This is a genomic window from Nocardiopsis sinuspersici (assembly GCF_001998325.1).
Lineage (GTDB): Bacteria > Actinomycetota > Actinomycetes > Streptosporangiales > Streptosporangiaceae > Nocardiopsis > Nocardiopsis sinuspersici.
This window is the reverse complement of the sequence record NZ_MCOK01000001.1, coordinates 2,718,943-2,744,795: the sequence shown is the minus strand read 5'-3', so window position 1 is coordinate 2,744,795 and position 25,853 is coordinate 2,718,943. Positions and strand designations below refer to the sequence as shown.

23 protein-coding genes are annotated in these 25,853 nt (G+C 72.5%); 15 read left to right on the top strand and 8 right to left on the bottom strand.

What is annotated here, in order from left to right:
• Positions 1 to 450: 450 nt before the first annotated feature.
• The 9 genes from NOSIN_RS11810 (at position 451) to NOSIN_RS11770 (ending at position 11,079) form a co-directional block, all read left to right on the top strand.
• Complete coding sequence (locus NOSIN_RS11810) at positions 451 to 1,854, top strand: ATP-binding protein (RefSeq protein ID WP_077690786.1); 1,404 nt, start codon at positions 451 to 453, stop codon at positions 1,852 to 1,854.
• Positions 1,855 to 1,863: 9 nt separating this feature from the next.
• A complete protein-coding gene (locus NOSIN_RS11805) occupies positions 1,864 to 2,268 on the top strand; it encodes a roadblock/LC7 domain-containing protein (protein WP_077690785.1) in 405 nt (134 codons plus the stop codon).
• Positions 2,265 to 2,624 (top strand): DUF742 domain-containing protein, encoded by a 360-nt coding sequence (locus NOSIN_RS11800; protein WP_077690784.1) that lies wholly within the window; start codon positions 2,265 to 2,267, stop codon positions 2,622 to 2,624. Before NOSIN_RS11805 ends, NOSIN_RS11800 begins: the two co-directional genes overlap by 4 nt.
• Entirely contained in the window at positions 2,605 to 3,297 is a 693-nt protein-coding gene (locus tag NOSIN_RS11795; protein ID WP_077690783.1) for a GTP-binding protein, read from the top strand. The genes NOSIN_RS11800 and NOSIN_RS11795 overlap by 20 nt, the downstream gene beginning before the upstream one ends.
• Before the next feature lie 142 nt (positions 3,298 to 3,439).
• On the top strand, positions 3,440 to 4,654 hold the full coding sequence (locus NOSIN_RS11790; protein WP_077690782.1) for a cytochrome P450: 1,215 nt from the start codon (positions 3,440 to 3,442) through the stop codon (positions 4,652 to 4,654).
• Complete coding sequence (locus NOSIN_RS11785; RefSeq protein WP_077690781.1) at positions 4,654 to 5,910, top strand: cytochrome P450 family protein; 1,257 nt, start codon at positions 4,654 to 4,656, stop codon at positions 5,908 to 5,910. The genes NOSIN_RS11790 and NOSIN_RS11785 overlap by 1 nt, the downstream gene beginning before the upstream one ends.
• A gap of 368 nt (positions 5,911 to 6,278) precedes the next feature.
• Positions 6,279 to 8,123: an ABC transporter ATP-binding protein gene (locus tag NOSIN_RS11780; RefSeq protein ID WP_171986583.1), complete on the top strand. Its 1,845-nt coding sequence runs from the start codon at positions 6,279 to 6,281 to the stop codon at positions 8,121 to 8,123.
• Entirely contained in the window at positions 8,113 to 9,912 is a 1,800-nt protein-coding gene (locus tag NOSIN_RS11775) for an ABC transporter ATP-binding protein (protein ID WP_077690780.1), read from the top strand. Before NOSIN_RS11780 ends, NOSIN_RS11775 begins: the two co-directional genes overlap by 11 nt.
• 240 nt (positions 9,913 to 10,152) lie before the next feature.
• A complete protein-coding gene (locus tag NOSIN_RS11770; RefSeq protein WP_077690779.1) occupies positions 10,153 to 11,079 on the top strand; it encodes a hypothetical protein in 927 nt (308 codons plus the stop codon).
• A gap of 61 nt (positions 11,080 to 11,140) precedes the next feature.
• On the opposite strand, the gene NOSIN_RS11765 is transcribed toward NOSIN_RS11770, so the two are convergent.
• Positions 11,141 to 12,628, bottom strand: a complete 1,488-nt coding sequence (locus tag NOSIN_RS11765; protein ID WP_077690778.1) for a nucleobase:cation symporter-2 family protein — start codon at positions 12,626 to 12,628, stop codon at positions 11,141 to 11,143.
• Between the two features lie 473 nt (positions 12,629 to 13,101).
• Here NOSIN_RS11765 and NOSIN_RS11760 point away from each other — a divergent pair, with 473 nt between their 5' ends.
• Positions 13,102 to 13,911 (top strand): hypothetical protein, encoded by an 810-nt coding sequence (locus NOSIN_RS11760; RefSeq protein WP_077690777.1) that lies wholly within the window; start codon positions 13,102 to 13,104, stop codon positions 13,909 to 13,911.
• A gap of 56 nt (positions 13,912 to 13,967) precedes the next feature.
• Here NOSIN_RS11760 and NOSIN_RS11755 read toward each other — a convergent pair whose 3' ends face one another.
• From NOSIN_RS11755 to NOSIN_RS11735, 5 genes are all read right to left on the bottom strand, one after another.
• Positions 13,968 to 15,137: a hypothetical protein gene (locus NOSIN_RS11755; protein WP_077690776.1), complete on the bottom strand. Its 1,170-nt coding sequence runs from the start codon at positions 15,135 to 15,137 to the stop codon at positions 13,968 to 13,970.
• A 3-nt stretch (positions 15,138 to 15,140) separates the two neighbouring features.
• The gene (locus tag NOSIN_RS11750; RefSeq protein WP_077690775.1) at positions 15,141 to 16,415 is read right to left on the bottom strand and encodes a hypothetical protein; all 1,275 of its coding nucleotides are present in this window, start codon (positions 16,413 to 16,415) and stop codon (positions 15,141 to 15,143) included.
• Positions 16,412 to 17,149, bottom strand: a complete 738-nt coding sequence (locus NOSIN_RS11745; protein WP_143832925.1) for a hypothetical protein — start codon at positions 17,147 to 17,149, stop codon at positions 16,412 to 16,414. The genes NOSIN_RS11750 and NOSIN_RS11745 overlap by 4 nt, the downstream gene beginning before the upstream one ends.
• 106 nt (positions 17,150 to 17,255) lie before the next feature.
• Positions 17,256 to 18,941, bottom strand: coding sequence for an ABC-F family ATP-binding cassette domain-containing protein (locus NOSIN_RS11740; protein ID WP_077690773.1), 1,686 nt, complete (start codon positions 18,939 to 18,941; stop codon positions 17,256 to 17,258).
• Positions 18,942 to 19,125: 184 nt separating this feature from the next.
• Positions 19,126 to 19,929 (bottom strand): MBL fold metallo-hydrolase, encoded by an 804-nt coding sequence (locus tag NOSIN_RS11735; RefSeq protein WP_077690772.1) that lies wholly within the window; start codon positions 19,927 to 19,929, stop codon positions 19,126 to 19,128.
• A 222-nt stretch (positions 19,930 to 20,151) separates the two neighbouring features.
• On the opposite strand from NOSIN_RS11735, the gene NOSIN_RS11730 reads away from it, so the two are divergent.
• Together NOSIN_RS11730 and NOSIN_RS11725 are read left to right on the top strand one after the other, a co-directional pair.
• Positions 20,152 to 21,117 (top strand): TIGR03557 family F420-dependent LLM class oxidoreductase, encoded by a 966-nt coding sequence (locus tag NOSIN_RS11730; RefSeq protein ID WP_077690771.1) that lies wholly within the window; start codon positions 20,152 to 20,154, stop codon positions 21,115 to 21,117.
• 57 nt (positions 21,118 to 21,174) lie between these two features.
• Complete coding sequence (locus NOSIN_RS11725; protein ID WP_077690770.1) at positions 21,175 to 21,957, top strand: DUF4253 domain-containing protein; 783 nt, start codon at positions 21,175 to 21,177, stop codon at positions 21,955 to 21,957.
• 14 nt (positions 21,958 to 21,971) lie between these two features.
• On the opposite strand, the gene NOSIN_RS11720 is transcribed toward NOSIN_RS11725, so the two are convergent.
• Positions 21,972 to 22,598: a restriction endonuclease gene (locus NOSIN_RS11720; RefSeq protein WP_077690769.1), complete on the bottom strand. Its 627-nt coding sequence runs from the start codon at positions 22,596 to 22,598 to the stop codon at positions 21,972 to 21,974.
• Between the two features lie 188 nt (positions 22,599 to 22,786).
• On the opposite strand from NOSIN_RS11720, the gene NOSIN_RS11715 reads away from it, so the two are divergent.
• The 3 genes from NOSIN_RS11715 (at position 22,787) to NOSIN_RS26760 (ending at position 24,898) form a co-directional block, all read left to right on the top strand.
• Positions 22,787 to 23,266 (top strand): hypothetical protein, encoded by a 480-nt coding sequence (locus NOSIN_RS11715; RefSeq protein WP_077690768.1) that lies wholly within the window; start codon positions 22,787 to 22,789, stop codon positions 23,264 to 23,266.
• A gap of 220 nt (positions 23,267 to 23,486) precedes the next feature.
• Positions 23,487 to 24,458, top strand: a complete 972-nt coding sequence (locus NOSIN_RS11710; RefSeq protein WP_077690767.1) for a bile acid:sodium symporter family protein — start codon at positions 23,487 to 23,489, stop codon at positions 24,456 to 24,458.
• 179 nt (positions 24,459 to 24,637) lie between these two features.
• Entirely contained in the window at positions 24,638 to 24,898 is a 261-nt protein-coding gene (locus tag NOSIN_RS26760) for a hypothetical protein (protein WP_143832924.1), read from the top strand.
• 14 nt (positions 24,899 to 24,912) lie between these two features.
• Here NOSIN_RS26760 and NOSIN_RS11705 read toward each other — a convergent pair whose 3' ends face one another.
• Complete coding sequence (locus NOSIN_RS11705; protein WP_077690766.1) at positions 24,913 to 25,803, bottom strand: alpha/beta fold hydrolase; 891 nt, start codon at positions 25,801 to 25,803, stop codon at positions 24,913 to 24,915.
• Positions 25,804 to 25,853 lie beyond the last annotated feature (50 nt).

The window sequence follows — 25,853 nt, the reverse complement described above, 5'->3', positions numbered from 1 at the left end:
GTTGTGAGCACACCAGGGGTTCGGTGCCTCGGCGCCGCGTCCGGGAGCCCTCTGGCCCGGCCCCTCTCCACGTCTTCCGCCTCCCCTCCCCGCCTCGTACTCCCCGCGTCGCCCGTGCGCACCGTTCCCGCAGTTCACGAGCGGGGAAAGGCGTACCGCGGCAATGGCCGTCCGGAAATTCCCGGTACCTTCACGAAGGCGGACTGCCGTCCCCCGGCGAGTTCCAGCGCGCGGGGCTTACCGTGCACGCACCACGTGAGCGATAAAGAGTTCATTATCCCGGCATGGTCGCTTGTGGCGTCTGCTGGTATGTTGACTCGCTGTGCGCCGAAAAGTGCGGAACCAGGGAATTCTCCTCCCTTTCGGGGCCCGGCGTGCACGGAAAGAACTGCCCGGCACGCCCCTCCCGTGCCCGACCAGAGGTAACAGAGCGGCTGAACGTGGAGCCCGATGACTGCTTGGAACATCCCCCACCTGCGCGGAGCCGCGCCCTCGTGGCTGACGGCGCCGCGCTGGCTCCTCGTCCCCCTGGCCGCGCTGCCCCTGTGGGCCATGACTCCCTGGTTCGCCCCCGACGCGCGCACCCTGCCACTCCTGGCCGCCTCCGCGGTTCCCCTCCTGCTGCTGGCGGCCCTCGCACTGCTGCTCAACCGCCGCGACCACCAGGCGGGCGAACTGCGCGCCCGGCTCGGCGCCGCGCGCGCCGACACCGCCGCCCTGGCCGACGACCACCTGCCCCGCCTGGTCGAGCGCCTGCGCGAGGGTGAGTCGGCCGACACCGCCCTGCGCCGCCTGCCCGTGCCCGGGGACCACGGCGGGCGCACCCTCCTGCGGACCGTGGCCACCGAGATCGCCGCGGCGGAACGCCGCCGCTCCGCCGCCATGGTCGCTTGCGCCACCGCCGCCGGCCGCGTCCAGGCCCTGACCACCACCATGCTCGCCGACCTGCGCCGGATGCAGGAGCGCCACGGCGACGGTGAGGCGGGCACCGACGTCCTCGGCGACCTCATGCACCTGGACCACAGCACCGCCCAGGCCGGACGCGTCGCCGACAGCATCGCCGTCCTCACCGGCGCCCGCTCCGGCCGCCGCTGGGGCCGCGCCATCGCACTGGAGAGCGTCGTACGCGGCGCCATGGCCAGGATCGGCGCCTACCAGCGCGTCCGCATCCACAGTGTGTCCACCCAGGCGGTCGCCGGGTTCGCCGCCGAGGGCGTCATCCACGCCCTGGCCGAACTCCTCGACAACGCAGCCAGGTTCTCCCCGCCCACCGCGGAGGTCCACGTCCACGTGGAGGAGGTCCAGGCCGGGATCGCGGTCATGGTCGAGGACGGCGGCCTGGTCATGGGGGAGGAGGCCCTGCGCCGCGCCCGCCGCGCCGTCGAGGGCGGACTGGACCTGGCCACCATCTCCGGCACCCGCCTGGGCCTGTCGGTCGTCGGGCAGATCGCCCACCGCTACGGCCTGTCGGTGTCCTTCCGCTCCTCCGCCCGCGGGGGCACCGCGGTGATCCTGCTCCTGCCCCAGAAGCTCGTCAAGCCCCTCCCCGAACCCCCGGCACCCGACCCCGGGCCCCCGGCGTCCGGCCCCGCGGCGAAGGCGTCCGCGCCCGCCGCACCGTCCGCCGCGCCACCCACCGACCCCGCCACCACCCCCCTCCCCGCCGCGATCCCCTCCACCGCCGCGGACGCCGCCACCCCGGACACCAACGGGCTTCCCCAACGCCGCCGCGGCCAGACCCTCGCGGCGGCCGAGAGCGCCCGGACCGCTCCCGCCAGGAGCGGTCCCGCCACCTCGGCGCAGGGGTTGGGCGCCTTCCGCTCCGCGGTGCGCGGCCAGGACCCGACCGGATAAGGACGCATGATGGACCTCGACAAGTTGACCTGGCTGCTCGAAGGCCTGCTGGAACGCACCCCCGGAACCCGGCACGCGCTCGTGCTCTCCCGCGACGGGCTCAAGCTGTGCCACAGCGCAGGCCTGCGCACCGACAGCGCCGACCACCTCGCCGCGATCGCCGCCGGTGTGCAGAGCCTGGCGCACAGCGCGTCGGTGGAGTTCGGCGACGGCGCGGGCGGGGTCCGCCAGGCCATGGCCGAGTTCTACGGCGGCCTGCTGTTCATCGTCGAGGCCGGGCACGGCGCGCACCTGGCCGTCATCACCTCCGCGGAGGCGGAACCGGGCCTGGTCGGACACAACATGAACGAACTGGTCGAGCAGATGGGCGAGTACCTGTCCACCCCGGTCCGCGCCGCCACCGGCACCGCATGACCCGCTCCCACCGCCAGGAGGGGCCCGACCGCCTCTACGTCATCACCTCGGGCCGCAGCGGCGGAGCCGACGACTCCCTGGACGCGGTGACCCTCGTGGTGGCCGAGAGCGGGCCCGTCCCCGGCATGCAGTCCGAGCACGCCCGGATCCTGGAGCTGTGCCACAGCCCGATGGCGGTGGTGGAGGTCTCCGCCCACCTGCGCCTGCCGGTGATGATCGTGCGCATCCTGCTCACCGACCTGCTCGACACCGGGAGGATCACCGCGCGCCACCCCAGGCCGGCGCCCTCACCGGCCCGCCCCCTCGCCTCCCCGGACGTGTTGGAGAAGGTGCTCGTTGCACTCCACGACCTCTGAGTCCCCCGCCCCGGAACCCCCCTCCGGCTCCGGGCCGCCCGGCCCCCCCTCCGGAGCCGGGCCCTCCTCCGGAGCCCGACAGCCCGCGTCCGATGATGCCCACCCCCCGCTCCCCGCCACCGCCGAACAGGCCCTCAAGATCGCCGTCGTCGGCGGCTTCGGGGCCGGAAAGACCACCCTGGTCCGCTCGGTCAGCGAGATCCGCCCGCTCAGCACCGAGGAGACCATGACCCGTGCCGGGGACGGGATCGACGACACCGACGGGGTGGAGGCCAAGCACTCCACCACCGTCGCCTTCGACTTCGGCCGCATCACCCTGGACGCCACCTCGGTCCTGTACGTCTTCGGCGCCCCCGGCCAGGAACGGTTCTGGTTCCTGTGGGACCGCCTGTTCTCCGGCTCCCTGGGCGCGGTCGTCCTGGTCGACACCCGCCGCCTGGAGGACTCCTGGTACGCCATCGACCGGCTGGAGGCCCAGGGCACCCCCTTCATCGTCGCCCACAACGACTTCGGCGACACCGACCACACCCTCGAACAGGTGCGCGCGGCCCTGGACCTGGACCCCGGCGTCCCCCTGGTGCGCTGTGACGCGCGCGTGCGCGCCTCGGCCAAGCAGGTCCTCATCGCCCTGGTGCGCCACGTCCGCTCCCTCGTCTGCGAAGGCTCCCGGTGAGCGACCGCTGCGCCCGCCCCGCCCGCTCCCGTCCCCGCGCACCGGCGGGGCCGGGCGCGCGCGGCCGGGACCCACGACACCGACACGGCCGGCCTTCCGGACGTGTGCCCGACCGCCCCTCCCCACCAACGGAAGGTCCGCGATGGGTGAACCCGTCCGGCTGTACGACGACCGCTTCAACACCGACCCTGACGGCTTCTACCGGCAGATGCGCGCCGACCACGGCCCGGTGGTGCCCGTGCTCATGGAGGGAGACGTCCCCGCCTGGCTGGTGATCGGCTACCGCGAGCTCCACCACGTCCTGAGCAGCCCCGACGTGTTCGCGCGCAGCCCGCGCCGCTGGAACGCCTGGGACCGGGTGCCCCGGGACTGGCCGCTGCTCCCCGTCCTGGTGCCCCTGCCCAACCTGCTCTCCGCCGAGGGCGAGGAGCACCGGCGCCGCACGGCCGCGGTCAACGACGCCCTCGACGGGGCCGACCCCCACGAGCTGCGCACGGTCCTCACCCGGCTGGCCGACCGCCTCATCGACGGCTTCTGCGCCTCCACCGGCACCGACCTGCGCACCCAGTACGCGCAGCGGCTCCCCTCCCTGCTGCTGTGCTGGATGTACGGCCTGGACGACGACCGGGGCGAGGCGGTCACCACCCTCATGAGCACCATGTTCGACGCCGGACCCGACTCCGTCGGGGCCCACGCCGAGATCGCCGCCGAGTTCGCCGAGCTCATCGCCGCGCGCCGGGCCGAACCCGGGCCGGACGTGGTCTCGCGCATGATCGCCCACCCCGCGGACTACGGCGACGAGGACCTGGTCGCCGAACTGGTCGCGATCATGGGCGGGGCCCACCAGACCACCGCGGAGTGGATCGGCAACGCCCTGCGCCTGATGCTCACCGACGACCGCTTCTCGGCCTCCATGTCGGGTGCCCGCAGCAGCGTGGGGGAGGCCCTGGCCGAGGTCCTGTGGGAGGACTCCCCCTCCCAGATGAACGCCGGGCGCTTCGCCGCCCACGACGTGGAACTGGACGGCAAGCTCATCCGCAAGGGCGACCTCGTCCTGCTGGGCTTCGCCGCGGCCAACAAGGACCCCCGCCTGCGCGTCGGAGGGCACGCCGAGGCCGTCCGGGGCAACCACGCCCACCTGTCCTTCTCCCACGGCGAGCACGGCTGCCCCCACGCCGCGCGGGGGATCGCCGAGACCATGGCCGTCACGGCCGTCGAGGTCCTGCTGGACCGCCTTCCCGACGTCGAGCTGGCCATCCCCGCCGAACAGGTGCGCTGGCGGCCCTCACCCTGGGTCAGGGGAGTCGTGTCGCTGCCGGTCACCTTCACCCCCACACCCCCGCGAGGAGTGCACTGATGTCCTGCCCCGTGCAGCACACCGACGACGGAGTCCCCCTCCTGCACGCCGTCCCCGACGACGTGCAGGCCGACCGGGAACGCTTCTACCAGGCCGGCCCCCTCACCCGGGTCGAACTGCCCGGAGGGGTCCGGGCCTGGGCCACCACCCACCACGAGGTCAGCCGCGCCACCCTCAACGACCCCCGGTTCGTCAAGAGCGTCGACCACTGGGACGACTACCAGAGCGGGCGGGTCCCCGAGGGCTGGCCGCTGATGGGCACGATCCCCACCGACGACTCCAACATGCTGGCCCTGGACGGGGCCGCCCACCGGCGCATGCGCAGGCTCATCGCCAGCCCGTTCTCGGCGCGCAGGGTGGAGCGCCTGAGCCCGCGCATCGAGGAGATCACCGCCAGGGCGCTCGACGCCCTGGAGCCGCGCTCCGGCCAGACCCTGGACCTGAAGTCGGAGTTCACCTTCAGGGTGCCCATGGGGGTGATCGGGGAGCTGTACGGGGTGGCCGAGTCCGAGTACGCCCAGCTCGGCGAGATGTACGCCAAGCTCTTCTCCGGAACCACCGAGGAGGGCGAGCACCTGGAGATCTACGGCGCGCTGTTCCGGTTCTTCTCCGAGATGGTCGCCCGCAAGCGCGCCAGCGTCGACGAGCACGACGACTTCACCACCGACCTGCTCAGGGCGGGGGAGGACGGCGACGCCCTCAGCGACGCCGAGATCACCATCACCCTGCTGACCGTGGTGGCGGCCGGGCACGAGACCACCGTCAACCTGCTCAACAACGTCGTGCGCGCCCTGCTCGCCCACCCCGACCAGCTCGCCATGCTCAGGCGGGGCGAGGTCACGTGGGAGGCGGTGATCGAGGAGACGCTGCGCTACGACCCCCCGAACAACGTCATGATGTTCCGCTTCGCCACCGAGGACGTCGAGATCGGCGGTGAGACCATCCGCAAGGGCGAGGCCCTGATGACGCACTACGGCGCGGCGACCCGCGACCGCGAGGAGTTCGGGGAGGACCCGCACCCGGCCGTCTTCGATCCGACGCGGACCAGGGGGCGCCACATCTCCTTCGGGTACGGCCCGCACATCTGCCCCGGGGCCCCGCTGTCGCGCCTGGAGGCGAGGATCATCCTGCCGATGCTCTTCGAGCGCTTCCCCGACCTGCGGCTGGCCGTCCCCGACGAGGAGCTCCAGATCCAGGCCGCGCTCTCGGTCACCAGCCTCAAGGAGTTCCCGGTCGTGCTGCGGCCCCGGCCGTAGCGGTCACGGCGGCCGCGGCGGTTCCGGCCGTGGCCGCCGCCCGGACCGGTCGGCACGGGCTCCGCGGTCGCCGAGGGGTCCGGGCCAGGCGATCCCGAAGGTGCTTCGTGCCTGTCTTCCGTGATCACGGGGGACGGAGCGGAAGGCTCTCCGAGGCACGGCCGAGGAGGCGTTCAACGGCTCGCCGGGGAATGTCGGCGCGTGCGATGATACGGCGGTCCCAGGCCGCCCTTCCCGTGCTCTCCGCGGCTGGCCGGCCTCGTGGCGGGGCGGGTGCGCCCCTCCGTCTCCCTCTTCGGTACCGGTGCGGTCGCACGAATCGACCTACCCCCAACCGAGACCCGCTGAGAGAAAGGCTGGTGTACAGGATGCCCACCCCCGCCGCCGAAGAAGTGGCGCGCCCCGGAAGGAGCGGTCCGACGGCCCTGCTCAGGGCGCGAAGGGAATGGGTCTTCTTCGCCACCCTGTGGAAGTCCCACCCGGGGCTGACCGCGGTGTGGTGGGCGCTGATCCTGTTCCAGGGGATCCTCCCCGCCGTTTTCGTCGTGGCGGTCGGAGCGCTCGTCGGCGCCGTCGCCGGCGGAGACCCGCTGCCGGCACCGCTGCTCCTGCTCGGCGTGGTCTTCGTCCTCATGCAGGTCATGACGCCCCTGCACAACCAGGTCGGCTCCCTTCTCGGCGAGCACGTCTCCGACCGTCTGCACGACCGCCTGCTGGTCGCCGCGGGCACCCCCGAGGGCGTCGCGCACCTGGAGGACCGCGCGCACATGGACGAGCTCACCGTCGCCCGGGACTTCGACCTGGGGATGACCGGCCCGCCCCTGCACCTGTCCATGGGCATCATCGCGGGCGGTCTGGTGGAGGCGGTCTCGGGTCTGGCGCAGGCGGTGGTCCTGGCCGCCTACGCGTGGTGGGCGCCTCTCCTGGTGGGAGGCGCCTGGCTCTCCACCCACTGGCTGCTCCGGGAGAGCTCCCAGTGGGACCGCAACACGGGTGAGGTCCTGGACGCCCAGCGCCGCGCCGAGTACTCCTACAGGCTGGCGGTGGACTCCCCCGCCGCCAAGGAGATCCGGCTCTTCGGCCTCGCGAGCTGGCTGACGGACCGCTTCGCCTCGGAACGCCGGACCCTGGTCGAGCTGCGGTGGCACGCCACCCGGCTACGGCAGAAGCCGATGCGCTGGACGGTGGTGGTGCTGACGGTGTCGGGAGGGCTGTTCTTCTGGTCCCTGGGACGGGACGCCGCCTCGGGCGCCATCGGCCTGGGCCAGGTGAGCACCTTCGCCTACGCGGCCGTGGGCGCGAGCGCCCTGGCCTTCGGCGGCCTGAACTGGGCCCTGTCCCTGGCCGCCGACGGGGTCGCGTCGGTGCTGCGCGTGGAGCAGGCGATGTCCTCCAGCGCCGAGGCCCGCGCCGTGGTCTCCGGACGGACCCCGGCGGAGGGGATGCCCGCGGCGCAGATCAGGTTCCGCGACGTGACCTTCACCTACCCGGGCATGTCCGCGCCGGTCCTGGACGGTCTCGACCTCACCGTTGCGGCCGGGAGCTCGCTGGCCGTGGTCGGGGTCAACGGCGCCGGGAAGTCGACCCTGGTCAAGCTCCTGTGCCGCCTCTACGACCCGGTCTCCGGAACGATCGAGGTCGACGGCACGGACCTGAGGGACCTGGACCTGGAATCGTGGCGCCGCCGGACCAGCGCGATCTTCCAGGACTTCATCCGCTACGAACTCTCTCTCAAGGACAACGTGGCCTCCCCGGGAGCCACCCCCGAAGAGGTCCGCCGAGCCCTGACGACCGCGGGCGCCGCCGACCTGCGCGACCTCGACCGGATCCTCTCCCCGGGGTACTCGAATGGCACCGACCTGTCCGGCGGGCAGTGGCAGCGCGTCGCCCTGGCCCGGGTCCTGTGCGCGGTGGACCAGGGCGCGGGCGTGGTCGTCCTGGACGAGCCCACGGCCCAGTTGGACGTGCGCGGGGAGGCCGAGGTCTTCGACCGCGTGCTGGAGGCCACCCGGGGCTGCACGACCGTGCTCATCTCCCACCGCTTCTCCACGGTCCGCCGCGCCGACCGGATCTGCGTCGTGGACCGGGGCAGGGTCGTGGAACTCGGCGGCCACGACGAGCTCATGGCCCTCGGGGGCACCTACGCGCGGCTCTTCGACCTCCAGGCAGCGCGGTTCAACGAAGAACAGGACGGAGCCGACAGTGCCCGCTGAAGACCACCCCCTGCCCTCGTCCTGGCGGGGCCTGGGCCGCACGCTGCGCCTGGGCTGGACGGCCTCCCCCGGGCTCATCGCCGTCGCGTTCGCCACGACGGTCGGCGCCGCCCTGCCCGACGTCCTGATCGCCGCCGCCCTGGCACTGCTCGCGGACGCGGTGCTCTCCGGAAACCAGGCCGGCGTGATCGCCGCCGCCGTGCTCCTGGGGGCGCTGGCGGTCATGAGCTGGCTGCTGCGCGTGCTGAGCGAGCGGGCCAACCGCCGCTTCGCCGACCGCACCGCGGTGTTCATGGAGGCGCACGTGGTCCGGCTCCAGAGCGGCATCCCCTCCCTGGAGCACCACGAACGCCCCTCCTACGTCAACCGCGTCCAGCTCGTCCGCGACCACGCCGACACCTTGAGCGAGGTCTACCAGTACCTGTTCCAGGCGGTGGGCGCCGTTCTGCGCCTGGTCCTGACCATCGCCCTGGTGATGACCGTCCACCCCCTGCTGGGCCTGCTGGGGCTGTTCGCCGTGCCCATCGCCCTGGTCTCCCACTGGCGCGGAGGGGCCGAACACGCGCTGGAGGAGAGGCTCGGACACCACGAGCGCCTGGCGCGGCACTTCTTCCTGCTGGGCACCAAGGCCTCACCCGGACGGGAGCTGCGCGTCGCCCGCACCCGAGAACGGGTCCGCCAGGGACGCCACCAGGCCTGGGCCGCGCGCCACCATGCCATGTCCCGGGCCCGCTGGACGACCACCGCGTGGCAGTCGATCGCACTCACCGTCTTCAGCGGTGCGTTCGTCGGCGCCGTCGCCGGGGTGGCGCTGAACGGCGGCTCGGCGGCCGAGGTCGTCCTCCTGCTCACCGTCGGCAGCCGCCTGGCCCAGTACATCGGTGAGACGCTCAGCCAGGTCCACTTCCTGCGGATGATCTGGTTGGAGGGCGGGCGCCGCCTGCTGTGGCTGGAGGAGCTGTCCTCCATGGCGGCCGGACGGAACCCGACCCCTCCGCCGGAGCGGATGCGCTCGGGCATCACCCTGGACGGGGTCTCGTTCACCTACCCGGGGACGGACCGGCGGGTCCTGGACGAGGTCTCGCTCCACCTTCCGGCGGGGTCGGTGGTGGCCGTCGTCGGCGAGAACGGGGCGGGCAAGTCCACGCTGGTCAAGCTCCTGGCGAAGATGTACGAGCCCGACTCCGGGAGGATCCTGGTCGACGGCGTCGCCCTGGCCGACATGCCGGCCGACGTGTGGCGTGAACGGCTCTCGGGCGCCTTCCAGGACTTCGCGCGCTTCGAGTACCCGCTGCGCCTGTCCATCGGCCTCGGCGACCTGCCCCGGGCCCAGGACGAGGAGGCCGTGGACCGGGCGGTCGAGCGCGCCGACGCCCGCGCCCTGGTCGACCGGCTCGACCGGGGGCTGGACACCCAGCTCGGCAACACCTGGGCCCAGGGGGCCGAACTGTCCGAGGGGCAGTGGCAGAAGGTCGCGCTCGCCCGCGGCTACATGCGCGACCACCCGCTGCTCCTGCTCCTGGACGAGCCCGCCTCCGCCCTGGACGCCGAGACCGAGCACCTGCTGTTCGAGCAGTACGCGGAGCGTGCCCGGGCCCTCAGGAACCGGGACCGCGTCACGCTCCTGGTCTCCCACCGCTTCTCCACCGTGCGCATGGCCGACCACATCATCGTCATGGACGGGGCCCGGGTGTGCGAGCAGGGCGGTCACGAGGAACTCATCGCGCTCGGCGGGCGCTACGCCGAGCTGTACGGGATCCAGGCCCGCGCCTACCGCGTCGAGAGGTGACCACCGCGCCCCGGACGTTCCCGGAGCTCCGCGGCGGCCGCCGCGGCCTGACCGGGGAGCCGCCCGTCCAGAGCCGTCGCAGTGTGCCCCCGGCCGGGCCGCCCGCACCACGACGGAACGTGAAAGAGCTCCGTACCGACCGCCACACCAAGAACTCCTTACCTCGTGCAACCCCCGTGTTGACGGTTCCCGGTCGTAGGCTCGCCTGGTCGCGGTTTCTCACGAGGGGAGAAAACGGACATGACGCCGATCCGGCCGACCGTCGCCGCAGCCCTGGCCCTCCTCGTCGCCACCGGCTACGGACTCGCACAGGAGACGGCGCCGACCAGCGTCGGCAAGCGGTCCGAGCGGGCGCTCGCGCCCACCGACCACGCCGGTCCGCCGCCCTGGGACCCCGGCTCCGGCGATGAGCTCCGCCCCGCGTTCCCGGGGCCCGGCGCTCCGGTGCCGGAGCCCTCCGGCGGGCTCCTCGCGGGGTCCGCCCACCGGAGAGCGGGGGAGGGGAGCGCGCCCGAGGAGACCGTGGCGGCGTACGTGGCGGCCCTCGCCCGTACCGGGGAGCCCGAGCGGATGCGCGAGGGGCTGGAGCTGACCGCCGAGGACTCCACCGCGCACACCTACCTCACCCACCGGGCGGCGGTCGCCCGGGCCCGTGCCGACGGGGAGGCCCGCGCACGGAAGACCGAGGTGGAGCGCACCGGGGACGGCTACGAACTGTGCCCCGCCCCCGGTCTGGACTCCGCGCCGGCCTGCGTCACCTACAGCGGCTTCACCGCGCGGGACGGGCTGCTCACCGGCCTGCTCGTGAACGGCCGCGACCCCGGGCACGGCCTGCTGGACCCCGAGGGGGTGGAGGCCGAGTCCGAGGGGGTGCGCGCCACCCTGCTGACCGCCTACCAGTCCGTCACCGACAAGTCCCTGGTGGTGACGGCCGAGTTCACCACCGACGACAGCGTCAGCCTGGACCTTCCCCACGCCACCTACACGCATGGGCGCGACCGCGGGGAGCGGGCCGAGGAGGCGGTGGGACGCTACGCACTCGACGCCGGTGAGAGCACCCACGCCGCATTCTCCTTCCCCGGAGCCACCCCCGGCGGCACGCTCGAGGTGGGCGGCTGCCTGCAGGAGTGCTCGGCCCTGGTCGACATCGCCCTGCCCGTCGGGTAGCCGCCCGTCGAGCAGCCGTACGGCCCCGCCGGGAGGGCGGGGCCGCGCGCCCGCGGGCCGCTCACTCCGGAACGGGGTCCTTCCGCTCCCCACCCGGGGGCCTCGTGTGCGAGGACTCCCCGTCCGGAGCCTCCTCGCCCGGCGGGTGCTCTCCCGAGGGCTCCCCGTCCGAGGGCCCCTCCTCCGGGGCCCCGGACGCGGCGGGATCCCTCGAGGACCCCCACATGTTGAAGAACGCGTTCAGCAGCAGGGCCGACACCGCCGCCGCCACGATCCCCGAGTGCAGGATCATCGCGGCCCAGGACGGGAAGCCGTCGTAGAAGGCCGGGGCGGCCACCGGAACCAGCCCGAAGGCCATCGACACGGCCACCACGACGTGGTTGTGGTTGCCCTCGTACTCCACCCGGGACAGGCTGCGGATGCCCGCGGCCGCCACCGATCCGAACAGCACCAGTCCGGCGCCGCCCAGGACCGGCGAGGGGACCACCGCCACCAGGCGGCCCAGGACCGGGAACAGGCCCATGGCGACCAGCATCAGGGCGCCGACCGCCACCACGTAGCGGCTCCGGACCCTGCTGAGGGCGATCAGGCCGACGTTCTGGCTGAAGGTGCTGCCGGGGAAGGAGTTCAGCAGCGGTCCCATGACCGAGCTGAGCGCGTCGGCGCGCAGGGCGTCGCCTAGCCGCCTGCCGTCCATCCGGGTGCCGACCACCTCGCCCACCGCGAGCGTGTCCGCCACGCCCTCGGTGAGGATGACCAGCATCACCAGGCACATCGTGACGACGGCCGCGATCTGGAACTCCGGGGGGCCAAAGCGCAGCGGCTGCCCCAGGGAGAACATCGCCCCCTCGGAGACGGAGGAGAAGTCCACCCGGCCCAACGCCGCGGCCAGCAGGGTGCCCAGCACCAGGCCCAGCAGGATCGACATCCTGTTCCACACGCCCGGCAGGACCTTGGACAGCACCAGGATCACGGCGAGGGTGGCCGCGGCCAGCCCGAGCCCGGTCGGTGCGGGCACGCCGGACTCGGCGTTCTCGGTGATCCAGCCCACCGCCACCGGGATGAGGCTGAGGCCGATCACCGCGATCACGCTCCCGGTCACCACCGGGGGAAAGAAGCGGATGAGCGAGGCGAAGAACGGCGCGATCAGCAGGCCGAACAGGCCCGCCGCGAGGGAGGCGCCGAACACCGCGGGCAGGCCGCCCTCGCCCGCGATGCCCACCATGGCGGTGACGGGGACGAACGAGGTGCCGACGACCAGGGGCAGGCGGGCACCGAACCGCCACACGCCCAGGGTCTGCACCAGCGTCGCCAGGCCGCTGACCAGCAGGGCCGCGCTGATGAGCACGCCCATCTCCGTCGCGGACAGGCCGACCGCGCCACCCACGATCAGGGGAGGGGTGACCACGCCCGCGTACATCGCGAGGATGTGCTGGAGGCCGTAGAGGACCATCAGCCGCACGGGCGGGCGCTCGTCCTCGGGTCTGGGCGGGGCGTCCAGAGCGCCGGACGCGGGTCCGGGTGCTCCGGAGTTCCGGGAGGGCTTCATGCGGATCCTTGGGTTCGACTGCGCGGCATTCCGGAGCCGGTACGGGCCGTCGCGCCGTAGCGGACCGCACTGTTCCTCCGCCATCGTCGGTGCTGGTGCGGTCCGCGGACAACCGCGGCCGTGTTACATCCGCCCACCGGATGTGTTGCCGCCAGGTCACAGCGCCGGGCGGTCGGCCGTTCACGGCCCGCACGTGGTCCGACGGGCGGTATCGAGGCGAGGGCGAAGAGCCCTGCCGCGTGGGATCGCCACCGGACGACGGTGAAACGGTTGCCGAACCGGTAGCGAAGGAGTGTTCCGTACCTTGCGTCGACGCTCCGGTGACCTTCTGTCGCGATGTCCTCTTGTGGCCATGCCCGGGGATGTATTCGACCTTTTATCCGTCCGTTCGTGTGCTAGGAATGTGAAGCCGTTCTTTTTTCTCGCGAGTCGGCGATTATTCCCCCGTGTTCCCCCGAAGAAAGCGCCCTGGTATGTCCCTCGCCAGATTCCGTTGGGCCGTCGTCGCTTTGGCCCTGTCCCTGTCCGCATGCTCCTTCGGAGCCGTGCCGGACACCGCGGGAGAGGCGGCGTCGCCACAGGAGGCCGCACAGGAGGAGCGACCCTCGCCCGAGGCATCCTCCCCCGAGGCGGGTCCCGCCGAGGACGCCCTGTCCTACATGGAAGCCGTGGGTGCCGGAATCAGCCGGGAAACGATGGAGGAGGGGCTGGTGTACGCCCATCCCGACCACCCGGCCCACGGTTATCTCCAGCAGCAAGCGGACGTCCTCCACGCCAACATCGTCAGCGGTTACCTGTCGGAGCCCGACTCGGTGGAGCTACGCGGTGAGGGTATCCAGATCTGTCGAAGCGAGGGCTGTACCACTTTCAGTGATTTCACCTACGTGGACGGGCTCCTCAGCGATTTCCAGGTGAACGGCAATCCCGTCAGCGAGAACTTCTATCCCGGATCGGCGAGCGACTCCCGGGACGGTGTGAGCGTGTCGGTCGCCAGTAGCTACTACTCCTTCCAGTCGAACGCCTTCATGGTGATCCTCGACGTGGAGACCGCCCCGGATACCGGGGCGAGCGTCACCGGTTCCCTGCACACCGGGGACAACGGAACCATCGCCGACCTCGACCCGTTCTCCGGGATCGTCGGCCAGGACTACTTCGCCCCGGGGGCGGCGGGCCAGGTCGTGTTCCAGTACCAGGACGCTCGGCCGCCCGGGGAGATCGAGGTGTTCCTGTCGTGCGCCGAGGGGTGCTCGGGCGAGGTCGGCTTCACCCTGCCGCTCGGCTGACCCCGCTCACGGGACGGGCGCCTCCCAGGCGTACTCGGCCCCGCGGCCGGGCACGTCTACCGGCGGTGGTCGCCGCGTACGACCCGCGCGGGCAGGTCCGGGGTCAGGGTGCCGTACCCGGTCGCCGCCCACACGCTGTGCTCGGGCGACACGGCGTAGTAGGGCAGCGGGCGGCCCCCGGTGGAGTCCGGGACCGCCGGCGGGGTTCGGTGCTGTCGGACGGCCTTGCGGCACTCGCGGCAGGCCATGACCCGGACCGAGTCGAACGAGGCGGGGGAGCGCCACCGGACCGGTGCCTTGCCGCCGTCGTGGCGCGGGTCGAAGAAGCAGTGCACCGGACTGATCTCGCCGTCCAGCGCCGCCTCGCACATGTCCAGCAGGACGTGCACGCCCACCAGGTCGGACTTGTCGGCGGCCGAGTCGAGCACCTTGGCCGCGGCGGTGTAGGCCTCCAGCGCCTGACGGACCTTGTCGGAGGAGTCCTGGCGCGCGGACACCCGCTGCCCGCACCCGGTGAGGCGTTCTTCTAGCCGGGTGCGGTACCCGTCACGTTGGGCCTGGCTGACGGTGGCGGACACCTCCTCGGACAGCGGTACCACGCGGATCGGGCGCCGCGACCACCAGCGCACCCCGAACCAGAGCGCCGCGGCGGCGGCACCGACGCCCAGAGCGAGCCATTCCCAGGGAGGAGCGGGACCGTCCCGCATGTCCCGGTAGGCGTCGACGGCCTTTCCGTCCTCCACCAGGTCCACGACCCGGTTCAGCCGCTCGGCCAGGGAGGCCTCCGCCAGTTCGGGGTCACCGTTGACCGCCGCCGCGGCCAACTGGGCCGTGTCCATCCCGTCGACCACGGTGCCGTCCATATCGGACTGGGCTCCGTGGATCGTCACTCCGTCCCGGCCCACGGCGAAGAAGTACCCGCGCGAACCCGCCGAATGCGCCAGCCTCTCCGGGTAGTTCTTCAGTCTGGTCCGCTGGGAGAGCAGCACGACGTAGACCGGTACCTCCGACTCCTCCAGCCGCTCTTGCAACGCCTCCTCGGCCGCCATGCCCAGAGCCGGCTGGTGCATGAGACCGACGTAGAGGGGGTCCTTCAGCGCGGCGGGCCCGCGGACCGTGGCGACCTCGTCATAGCTCCAGGTGGTGTCGGCGTGCGCGGAGGACAGTGGAGAGAGGGCGAAGAGCACGGTGAGGACGGACACGAAGGACAGTACGAGCGCTCGCACCGCTCACACCTCCAGTTCTCTGCGTATACGGGTGAAGACGTGTTCCGGCGCGGCGATCGCCTCGGCCCAGGGATCCTTGGCGTAGCGGTAGTGGTGGCGCCCTCCGTCGGCCAGGAGGGGCAGGGAAGGCGTGAGAGGGCCGAAACGCGGGTCGAATCGCTTCTTCGAGCAACGGCCGCAGACCTGCCATCGCGACAGGCGCTGCCGGTGGGCGTACTCACGGAGGCTGTGGCCGGCCGGGCCGTGCAGCGGATTGATCTGGCAGGGTGTCCGCAGCGGTAGGTCGGGGTGGGTGATCGCCTGGGCGCCGTCGCGGGCGACGACGACCGCGCAGACCATGGCCTGCGGAGGCAGTTCGGGGGACTGGGCGATCAGCCCGGCGGCGTCGTAGGACTGCACGGCCCGTTCGCGCCCGGGGTGGTCCTCGGACGCGGCTTCCACGAGCAGGCGCAGGCGGCGCAGTTCACGGCCGAGTGTCGGCCGCAGCCACCAGCGCCATGCCCGGTTGGGCGCCCTCCTCGGCCGGTACGGATCACCGGCGCGCTCGCGTAGCCGCACCCATGACCGGAGCAGCCACCTCGACCGCCATCCCAGGGGCCGCCATGTCGAGGGCCTGCTGAACACCACCCTTACGACCACGAGCGCCAGGCCGATGAGCGCGCCGGGGAGCAGCGCCGCGGACCAGAACCGCTCGGCGTCACCGCGCGGGTGCCGGACCGGGTCGCGGTCGCTGGGCGGGACGTCCGGGGTGAGTTCGCTGGAGGCCACGGAGCCGCGTGGAGCCTGTGCCACCAGGTCCAGGACCTGTTCCGTGCGTGCGCTGTGGGCCGGGTGGAGGCCGTCCGTGTCCACGTCCGGGAGGTGGACGGTGCTGTCGAAGGCGGCGAGGGCCACCCTGCGGTCGCCGGTCATCGCCACGTACACACCGTCGCGCCCGGATACCTCGTGCAGGGCCTGCAGGAACAGCGTGGGCCGGCCCGCGGTCTCGTCGTGGGGGACCGACGGATAGACCACCACGCGGACGTCCAGGTCCGCCAGGGGTTCGGAGAGCAGGCGCTCCTCCACCCTTTCCAGGGATTCGTCCGTCCACAGGTCGCGCAGGTCGTGGTGGACGTACAGGGGGCCGTCCTCCAGCTCCCCGGCGATCCGCTCCACCCGGGACAGGTCGGTGACCTCCGCGACGGAGTCGACCGCCCACGCGGGAGGGGACGGCGCGCACAGGGCGAGGGCGGCCAGGGCCGTGGACAGAAGGGCGCGCCGTACGCGCGCGGTGCTCACAGGCTGTCCTTCCGTCGCGCCGGTCGCCCGTGCCAGTACCAGCGCAGGGCAGCGACGGCCGCCGCGTAGACCAACAGAGCGCCCGTGGCCCCGCCGGCCCACGGCACCCATCCGTACTCGCGCCAGGTCAGGGCGGCCCGGGGCGGCTCCTCCTGCGAGGCCTGGTCGGCATCAGCGACCACCACGTCCGCCCGGGAGTAGAGCTCTCTCAGGGCCTGCTCCGCCAGCGCGTCCACGTCGGGATCGTCGGATATCCGCAGTACACGTTCGAGTTTGTCCTCGGGAGGCTCGTGCCAGCCGCCGGTGAGGCTGGCGTACCCCGCGGCGCTCTTCGGAAGCCCTGAGGCCCGAAGGTCCGCGTGGCCGATGTGGAGGTCGTCCACGGGCAGCACCAGGACGGGGTCGTAGGTGCGCTCGTGGACGGCCCAGGCCAGGTGGTGCGCGGCGGAGCGCTCGCCCCGGCCCGCGATGACCACCACGTCGAGGGTGACGTGGTACTCGTCGAGCAGGGCGCGTAGTTCGTCGGCGGTCGCCCGCCGGTCTAGGACGCCGGCGAGCTCCTCCTCCACGAACACGCCGTCGTGCTCTGCCAGCATGCGGGTGTAGAACTCCGCCGTCTGGGAGGAGAACGAGCCGTGCTCCGGCGAGGCGTGTGCCATGGCGGGGGCCGACAGCAGGAGGGCCAGGAGGCCGGCCAGGACCAACGGCCGAGTGAACGATGGGGGATGTTGCATTGGTGCCTTTCTGGGGCCTTTGTCGTCCTGGGAAGACGAACGCCCGTTCACCCCTACCTGACGCGGCGCACCCGCGTCCCGTTCCACACCGGCTCCGGCGACTTGTCTACCTGGCGCGGTGCACCCGGCCCTCGTCCCACACCGGCTCCGACGCCTCGTACACGCCACCGTCGGATCCGAAGATCGCGAACCGGTCGAACCCGCGCGCGAACCATCGGTCGTGCGTCACCGCCAGGATCGTGCCCTCATAGGCCTCCAGCGCCGATTCCAGCGCCTCCGCCGACACCACGTCCAGGTTGTCCGTGGGCTCGTCCAGCAGCAGCATCGTCGCCCCCGACAGCTCCAGCAGCAGGATCTGGAACCGTGCCTGCTGCCCGCCCGAGAGGGTGTCGAAGGTCTGCTCGGCGGACGGGGCCAGCTCGTAGCGGTCCAGCGCACGCCCCGCCTCGTCGCGGGGCACGCCCCCGCGGGTGCCCTCGCCCCGGTGCAGGATCTCCAGGAGCGTGCGGCCCGTGAACTCGGGGTGCTCGTGGGTCTGCGCGAACCAGCCGGGGAGCACCCGCGCGCCCAGCCTGGCCGTGCCGGTGTGCCCCACCGCGGGCACCTTCACCCGCTCCTCCTCCGGCAGCACCGAGGACTCCGGATCGCTGCCGCCCCCGGCCAGCAGCCGCAGGAAGTGCGACTTGCCCGAGCCGTTGGAGCCCAGCACCGCCACCCGCTCGCCGTACCAGACCTCCAGGTCGAAGGGCCGCATCAGCCCGGTCAGCTCCAGCCCCTCGCACACCAGGGCGCGCTTGCCCGTCCGCCCTCCCCGCAGCCGCATCCGCAGGTTCTGCTCCCGGGGCAGCTTCTCCGGCGGACCCGCGTCCTCGAACCTGCGCAGCCGGGTCCGCGCGGACTGGTAGCGCGAGGCCATGTCCGAGTTGTAGGCGGCCTTCTGCTTGTAGGTCGCCACCAGCGCCCGGAGCTTGGCGTGCTCCTCGTCCCAGCGCCGCCGCAGCTCGTCCAGCCGCGTGAACCGCTCCCGGCGGGCGTCGTGGTAGGTGTCGAACGCGCCGCCGTGCACCCAGGCCGTGTTGCCCGCCGCGCCCAGCTCGACCGTGACGATCCGGTCCGGGACCCGGCTGAGCAGCTCGCGGTCGTGGGAGACGAACAGGACCGTCTTCGGGGTGGCCAGCAGCGCCTCCTCCAGCCAGCGCTTGCCCGGCACGTCCAGGTAGTCGTCCGGCTCGTCCAACAGCAGCACCGGCGCCGGGCCCCGCAGGAGGGCCTCGATGACCAGGCGTTTTTGCTCCCCGCCGGACAGTGTGCGCACCTCACGCCACCGGCACCGCTCGTAGGGGGTGCCCAGGGCCTCCGTGCAGCACTGGTCCCACACGACCTCGGCGTCGTATCCTCCCGCGTCGCCGTAGCGGGCGATGGCCTCGGCGTAGCGCATCTGCGTCTTCTCGCCGTCGTCGACCATCATCGCGGCCTCGGCCGCCTCCAGGTCGGCGTGCGCCTCGCGCACCGCCGTGGGGGAGACCGACACCAGCAGTTCGTGGACGGTGGTCTCGTCACGCACGTGCCCGATGAACTGCGGCATCACGCCGAGGTCGCCCTCCAGGGTGACCGCGCCGCCCTGGGGGCGCTGCTCCCCGCGCACGATCCGCAGCAGGGTGCTCTTGCCCGCGCCGTTGGCGCCCACCAGCGCGGCCTTGGACCCCTCGCCCACGCGGAAGGACACCGAGTCCAGCAGGACCCGGCCGTCGGGCAGGGTGTGGCCGACCTGGTTGACGTCGATGTAGCCCAAGACCGCTCTCCCCGTGGAATCCGCCGCACGCGCCGACCCCCGGCCGGCGCCCCGGCAGGCTTCCACGGCGCGACGAGCAGCCGCAACAGGTTTTCCGGGGGTGCGGACGCCTGAGCGGGAACCGGTGATGCGAAGAGTCGGCCCGGGAGGCCGCGCGTGCGGGCGCGGACTGGCACGGCCCGGATCAGAGGGGCACGCGCTGCCCTCGGGGGAGCAGCCGGACGCGCTCCAGCCACCCGCGGGCGCGCATGTGGTCGTAGAAGTGCCGCAGCGGCGACTTGAAGACGCCGTAGTCGTCGTAGTGGATCGGCACGGCGACCTCGGGGTCCGCCAACTCGGCCATCCGGGCGCCCTGTCCGCCGTTCATGGTCACCATGATCCCGCCGGGCAGCTTCGTGCCGCCCAGGTGCAGCAGGGCCATGTCGATGTGCGGGTAGCGCCGCGGTATCAGCTCGATGTCCTCGTACACCAGGGTGTCGCCGGTGACGTAGACACGGAACTCGTCCTGTTCCCCGACCGTGCCGAACTCCAGGATGCTTCCCATGACGGGTGGCAGCAGCCGGTGCACGACCCGCGGGCCGTGCCGCCCGGGGACCGAGGTGACGCGCACCCGGGTACGGCCGCGCGTGATGGTCTCCTCCTGCCAGGTCCGCAGGCCCACCGTGGCGCCGAACCCCCACCGGTCCAGGCGGCGGGCCGCGTGGCCCGTGGTCACGATCGGTGTGTCCTTCGCCAGGCCGTGCCGCGCCACGCGGTCGAAGTGGTCGCCGTGCAGGTGCGACAGCACGATCCCGTCGACCCGGCCGACGTCGGAGACGTCCAGCGCGGGCCCGACCCGGCGCCTGGAGGCCAGGCCGTACCCCAGATAGGCCCACTGCCCCTCGTGCAGGAAGTTGGGATCGGTCATCACCGTGAGGCCGTCCCAGCCGATGAGCACCGTGGCGTTGCCGACGAACTGGACCCAGCGGCCGTGCTCCGTACCGTCCATGCACCCGCCACTACCCGTCCGGACCCCGCGCTACCGTCCTGATCCCCGCGCCACCGTCCGGCCCTCCACGGACGGGAGGACTTCCTCGCCGGAGTACGCCCGCCCGGCGTGTACGTTCGCTATCAATTAGTTACACAGGGTAGTTGTAGGGAGGTCTGATGCGGGCGGGCCGCGGCACGCGGAGCCCACGGGAGCGGACCGAACCACCGGGCGGGGAAGCGGATGCAGATCGGGTACAAGCTGGCGACCGAGGCCTTCGGGCCCGAGGAGCTCATCCGGCAGGCGGTGCTGGCCGAGCGCGCCGGATTCGACTTCGTGGAGATCAGCGACCACTTCCACCCCTGGCTGGACGACCAGGGCCACTCGCCCTTCACCTGGACCGTCCTCGGCGCCGTCGCGGCCAGGACCGAGCGGATCGGGCTGGCGACCGGGGTGACCTGCCCGACCGTGCGCTACCACCCGGCGATCATCGCCCAGGCCGCCGCGACCCTGGCCCTGGTCTCCAAGGGGCGCTTCGTCCTCGGGGTCGGCTCGGGGGAGCGGCTCAACGAGCACGTCGTGGGCCAGGAGTTCCCCGACTCGGTCCACGTGCGCCACGACATGCTGCGCGAGGCCCTGGTGATCATCCGGCTCCTGTGGAACGGCGGCTACCAGTCCTACGAGGGCGACCACCTGCGCCTGGAGGACGCCCGGGTGTTCGACCTGCCCGAGGAGGCGCCGCTGATCGCCGTCGCCGCCAGCGGCGGGGCCTCGGCCCGGATCGCCGCCGAACTCGGCGACGGGCTCTTCGCCACCGAGCCCAAGGCGCGGATCGTGAGCGACTACCGCGAGGCCGGAGGCGACGGACCCGGCTACGCCGAGGTGCCCGTGGCCTGGGCACCCGACGAGCGCACCGCCGCGCAGGCCGCGCTGAAGACCTCCCGGTGGGCCCTGACCGGCTGGAAGGTCATGAGCGAGCTGCCCAACCCGGTCAACTTCGCGGCCGCCACCACCACGGTCCGGGAGGAGGACGTCCTGGGCCACTTCGCCTGCGGCCCGGACCCGGAGCGCTACGTCGAGGCCGCCCGGAAGTACGCCGACGCGGGCTTCGACCGCCTGGTCATGCAGAACGCCGGCCCGGACCCCGACGGGTTCGTCGACTTCTACCAGCGGGAACTGGACGCACGCCTGCGCGCGCTGGCCTCCTGACCGCTCGGGGCGCGTACGGATCGGGAACTGTCACCGGAGACGCCTACGGTCGGGGCCATGGACCCCCAGAAGACACTGTCCGTGGAGTTGCCGCCCGGACACGTGGTGCACTCCGAGGAAGGCGTTCCCCTCCTGTGGCTGAGTGAGGACGCCGCGCCGTTCGGGCTGTGGTCCCGGCTGCTTGCCGAACATCCCCGCTCGGGGCTGTGGCCGCTGCTGCTGGACGGACTCCACGGCGAACCGGACCGACCCTGGGAGTCGCAGGAGCTCTACCCCGAACAGATCTCCTCGCCCGCCCACCACGACCCGGATGCGTTGCTCGCCCGGTGGTGGCAGGAGCACGCCGGAGGACAGGCGGATGATCCGGTTCCCGCCCCGATGCGGGTGACCGCGCCCTACGGGACATCCTGGCCGGGACGCGCGCCTGCCGCGCCGACGGAGGACGACCCCGGGGAGAGGGCCGCCGAGTGTGCCGAGATCATGGTCGAGAACGGGGTGGGATCGCGTCTGGGCCTGGTGCGCGCCACTTCGGGCGCCGAGGCGATGGCCGCGTCCGGATGGGCGGGGCCCCTCAACTACGACAACGACACCGCCGTGTTCGCGGCCGTCGTGGCCGACTGGGAGCACCGTTTCGGTGCGCGCGTGCTGGGCATGGGATTCGCGACCCTGACCCTGTCCGTCGGCGCCCCGCCCGCCGACCCCGCGTCGGCCCTGCGTGTGGCGGCCGAGCACTTCGCGTTCTGCCCGGACAACGTCTGGCAGAACTCCGCCCGGTCCGACCTCGAGTCCTACGCGGCCTCGCTCGTCGACCGTCCGATCTGGCACTTCTGGTGGGACTGAGCGGATCGCGCCGCTCACACCCGGGGCGGCTCGGGCACCTCGGTGCCGCCCATCCACCGGGCCAGCCCGTCCCGGTCCACCAGGGTCATGTGCCCCCCGCCCTCGCGGGCCGCGGCCTCGGTGAACCCGTTGGAGGCCACGAACATCCCCCGGTAGCCCCGGTAGCCGGTGTTCAGGACGCCGATGAGGGCACGGACCTCGTTCGGCGGCACGGGGTGGTTCCACCGCTTGCACTGCACCGCCACCGCCTGCCCGTCCGGAGCCCGGCCCAGCACGTCCACCCCTCCGTCCTCGGCCCCGCCGACCACGGTCACCGCGGTGTAGCCGTGCACCCGCATCAGCCGGGCGACGTGCTCCTCGAACTCCGTGCCGGGCATGCGGTCGACCTCGGACAGGTCGACCAGCGCGAGCGCCCGCTCCTCCCGGGCCAGGTGCGTTCGCCTCCGGACCCACCACACCAGGGTGGCCGCCACCAGCGCCGCCGCGACCCACGGCAGAGGCCGCGCCGGGCTCAGCGCCAACCAGGTGCCGACCATCAGCGCCACGACCAGGATCAGGACCAGGGCGTGCCGGTGGCGCCACACGAACCGCCACTCCCTGGGCTTCGCGTCCGTCCCGCTGTCGGAAGAGGTGTTCGTCATGGAGGGACACCTGCCCCATATGCGCGGATCGTCACATGGGCCTCACGGCCACGGCTGTGGGGATCACCACCGCGCCGCGCCGTTTCCCCGGGCGCTGGCGCCCCGGCTCCCCGCCGCCGCTGAGGGCGTCTACGGTGGACCACCATGGCCCCCCAGACGCGTTCCGTCCGACCCCGCCCGGGCGCCTGATGCCCTCCGAGACCGACAGGAGGTGGTTCGGGAAGGTGGGCACGATCCTCGTCGCGCTCGTCGTCGCCCTCCTCCCGGTGTTCGCCCTGACCCGCTCCTTCCCCCTCGTCCCGGCGAACCACATGTTCGTGTTCTACAACGGCGTCGCCGTCCAGTTGCTCAGCATCCGCACGGAGAACGTGGAGGGAGACGACCACGTCACCTGGACGGTCAGCGTGATGGACTCGACGGGCGCGGACCTCGAACTGGTTCCCTCCACCACCTGCCGTCACGTGTTCCCACCGCGTGACGTCGGAGTCCCGGGGTCCCCGGTCGACCACGCTGAGGACTTCGAGGCGCCGGCTCCCGAGTCCTTCTCCTGGTCGGACTCGTGTCCCTCACCGGGCTCCGGGAGGTGGTGGCTCTACGCGCTCTCGTTCGAGGACCGGACCGGGGAGCTTCGCTACCCGACCGTCACCTTCGCCGGCAAGGCGCACTGAACCCGTCACCGGGCCCTGCCCGGCCGGGCCTTCGCGCACAGGCGCAGCGGGACGCCGACCGCCGGCCGCCGCACGGTCCCGTTCCCACGCGAGAAGCCCCGACGGGAACCCGTGGCGGCTCCGAGGACTACCATGACCGCGCGGTGTCGACCCCTGGTGGCGGCAACCGTCCGGGGGCCGGTGTCCCGCCGCCCCGGATGACACACGGGAAGTAGTAGCCATGACCCTCATCAAGAACATCGCCGACCTCGTCGGCAGATGGTTCGCCCTCCTGGTCCTCGCCGGAGGGATCGCGGGCCTCCTCGCCCCCGAACAGGCCTCCCTCGTCACCCCCCATATCTCCCTGCTCCTGGGCGTCATCATGTTCGGCATGGGGCTGACGATGCGCCCGGTGGACTTCGCCGTCGTCGCACGACACCCCAAGGCCGTCATCCTCGGCGTCCTGGCCCAGTACACGGTCATGCCGCTCCTGGGATGGGCGATCGCCCAGGCACTCGGCCTGCCGCCGCTGCTGGTCGTGGGCATGGTCCTGGTGGGCGCCTCCCCCGGCGGCACCGCCTCCAACGTCATCGTCTACCTCGCCCGCGGCGACGTGGCCCTGTCGGTGGCGATGACCTCGGTCTCCACCCTGCTCGCACCCCTGGCGACCCCGCTCCTGGTCCTGGGCCTGGCCGGTTCGACCCTGCCCGTCCCGGCCGGGGACCTGTTCGTCTCGATCCTCAAGGTCGTCCTGTTCCCGGTCGTCGCGGGCCTGCTGCTGCGCATGGCGGCCCACCGGTTCGTGGAGAGGATCCTGCCGGCGATGCCGCTGGTGTCGGTCACCGGCATCGTCGTCGTGGTCGCCGGCGTGGTCGGCGCCAACGCCGACACCGTGCTCTCCACCGGCCTCACGGTGGCCCTGGCCGTGGTGCTGCACAACTGCCTGGGACTGGGACTCGGCTACCTGATCGGTAGGGGCGTCAAGCTGCCCGAGACCGCCCGGCGCGCGGTCAGCGTCGAGGTGGGCATGCAGAACTCCGGCCTCGCCGCGGCCCTGGCCACCGCCCACTTCGCGCCGCTCGCCGCACTGCCCGGCGCCCTGTTCTCCGTCTGGCACAACATGTCCGGCGCGCTCATCGCCACCTACTGGGCCCGCCGTGTTCCCGAGGGCGACCCCGTCGAGCCCGCCCCGGAGGACTCGCCACGCTCCTGACCCGTCCCGCCGCCCGGGCCCATCGACCGGACTCGTTCGCCCGGGCGGCGGGACCCCACGATCCGAACCGGTTACCCAGGCGAAACCGGGTTCACACGCGCCGTCCCTGGCCTGAACCGGACATCATCCTTTTCGTGATCAATGCACAACACACGGTGACACATGCCAGGCTGGTACCCATGCCAGAGCAACGCCGTCCGTTCTCCCGCTTCCGCTCCGGACTCCTCGCACTCACCCTCACCGCGGTCCTGGGCGACCCCCACGTCCTCCTCGCACCCCGCGCCCCCGTCCCGCACACCGCGTCCGCCACCACCTCCGCCGAGGAGAGGGAGGCCGCCCCGCGCCGGGGATCCCGCCGCGGCCGCGACCGTGCTCCCTGCCCGCGCACCCCCAGGCGGCCGCGGAGCATCATCCCCCACCCCCGCTGTCACTTCGACTGACATGTCCCACCACGTCACCCCACGCGCGGAACCCGGGTCTCCTCCGCCAGGACCTCGCGAAGGGTGGCGGCGAAGACGTCCGGCTCGCCCTCCACACCGAATTCGCCACCGAGGAAGCCGGCGTGGTGGCTGGGGAAGGTGACGACCTCCGTTGCGAGCCGCCGGGCCAGGGCCACGGCCGCCCGGTTGCACATCTCACCCTCGGACTCGGCTCCGGCGCCGACGACGATGCGCGTCGGCGCCGCACGCAGCCGGTCGAAGTCGTACTGGAAGTGGGAGCACGAGATGAGGTGCGGCCCGATCATCGGATCGTCGCGGGAACCGTCGTCCTCGGTCGGCAGTCCGAAGTCGGCGGGGTCCGGAGCGGGCCGGTCGGTGAAGTCGGCCGGAAGCGGCCCCCTGTGGCTGATGAGCACCATGAACTTCGCCATCGCGAGGCCCAGGCCGTCGCGCTCGTACGTTCGATGGATGTCCACGCTCGCGGCCAGCAACCGTTCCCGGTCCGGCAGTACCTGGACGGCGGGTGGTTCGTGCGCCACGAGAGTACGTACCTGCTCCGGATGCCGGGCCACCAGGGCCAGCCCGTTGACGGCGCCGCCGCTGCTGGCGAAGACGTCCACCGGCCCGGCTCCGAGGGCCGAGATCAGCCGGTGCAGGTCGTCCGCGTGTTCCTCGGGCGTGCCTCCCGACCCACCGTCGGCGCGTTCGCTGCGCCCGACCCCGCGGGGGTCGTAGGTCACGACCGTGCGGTCGGTGAAGTGCCGGGCGAGGGTGGCGAACCCGCTGGCGTCCATCGGGGACGCGATCATCAGCAGGACGGGAGCGGTGGCCGGCACGGTGCTTCGGACGTCGTAGCGCAGAACGGCGCCCGGCACGTCCAGGGTATGGGTCTTCGCCTCTGCCATCAGGGTCCCCTCCGAGAGCGTTCTCGTGTCCTGCCCATAGTGACCAGCCG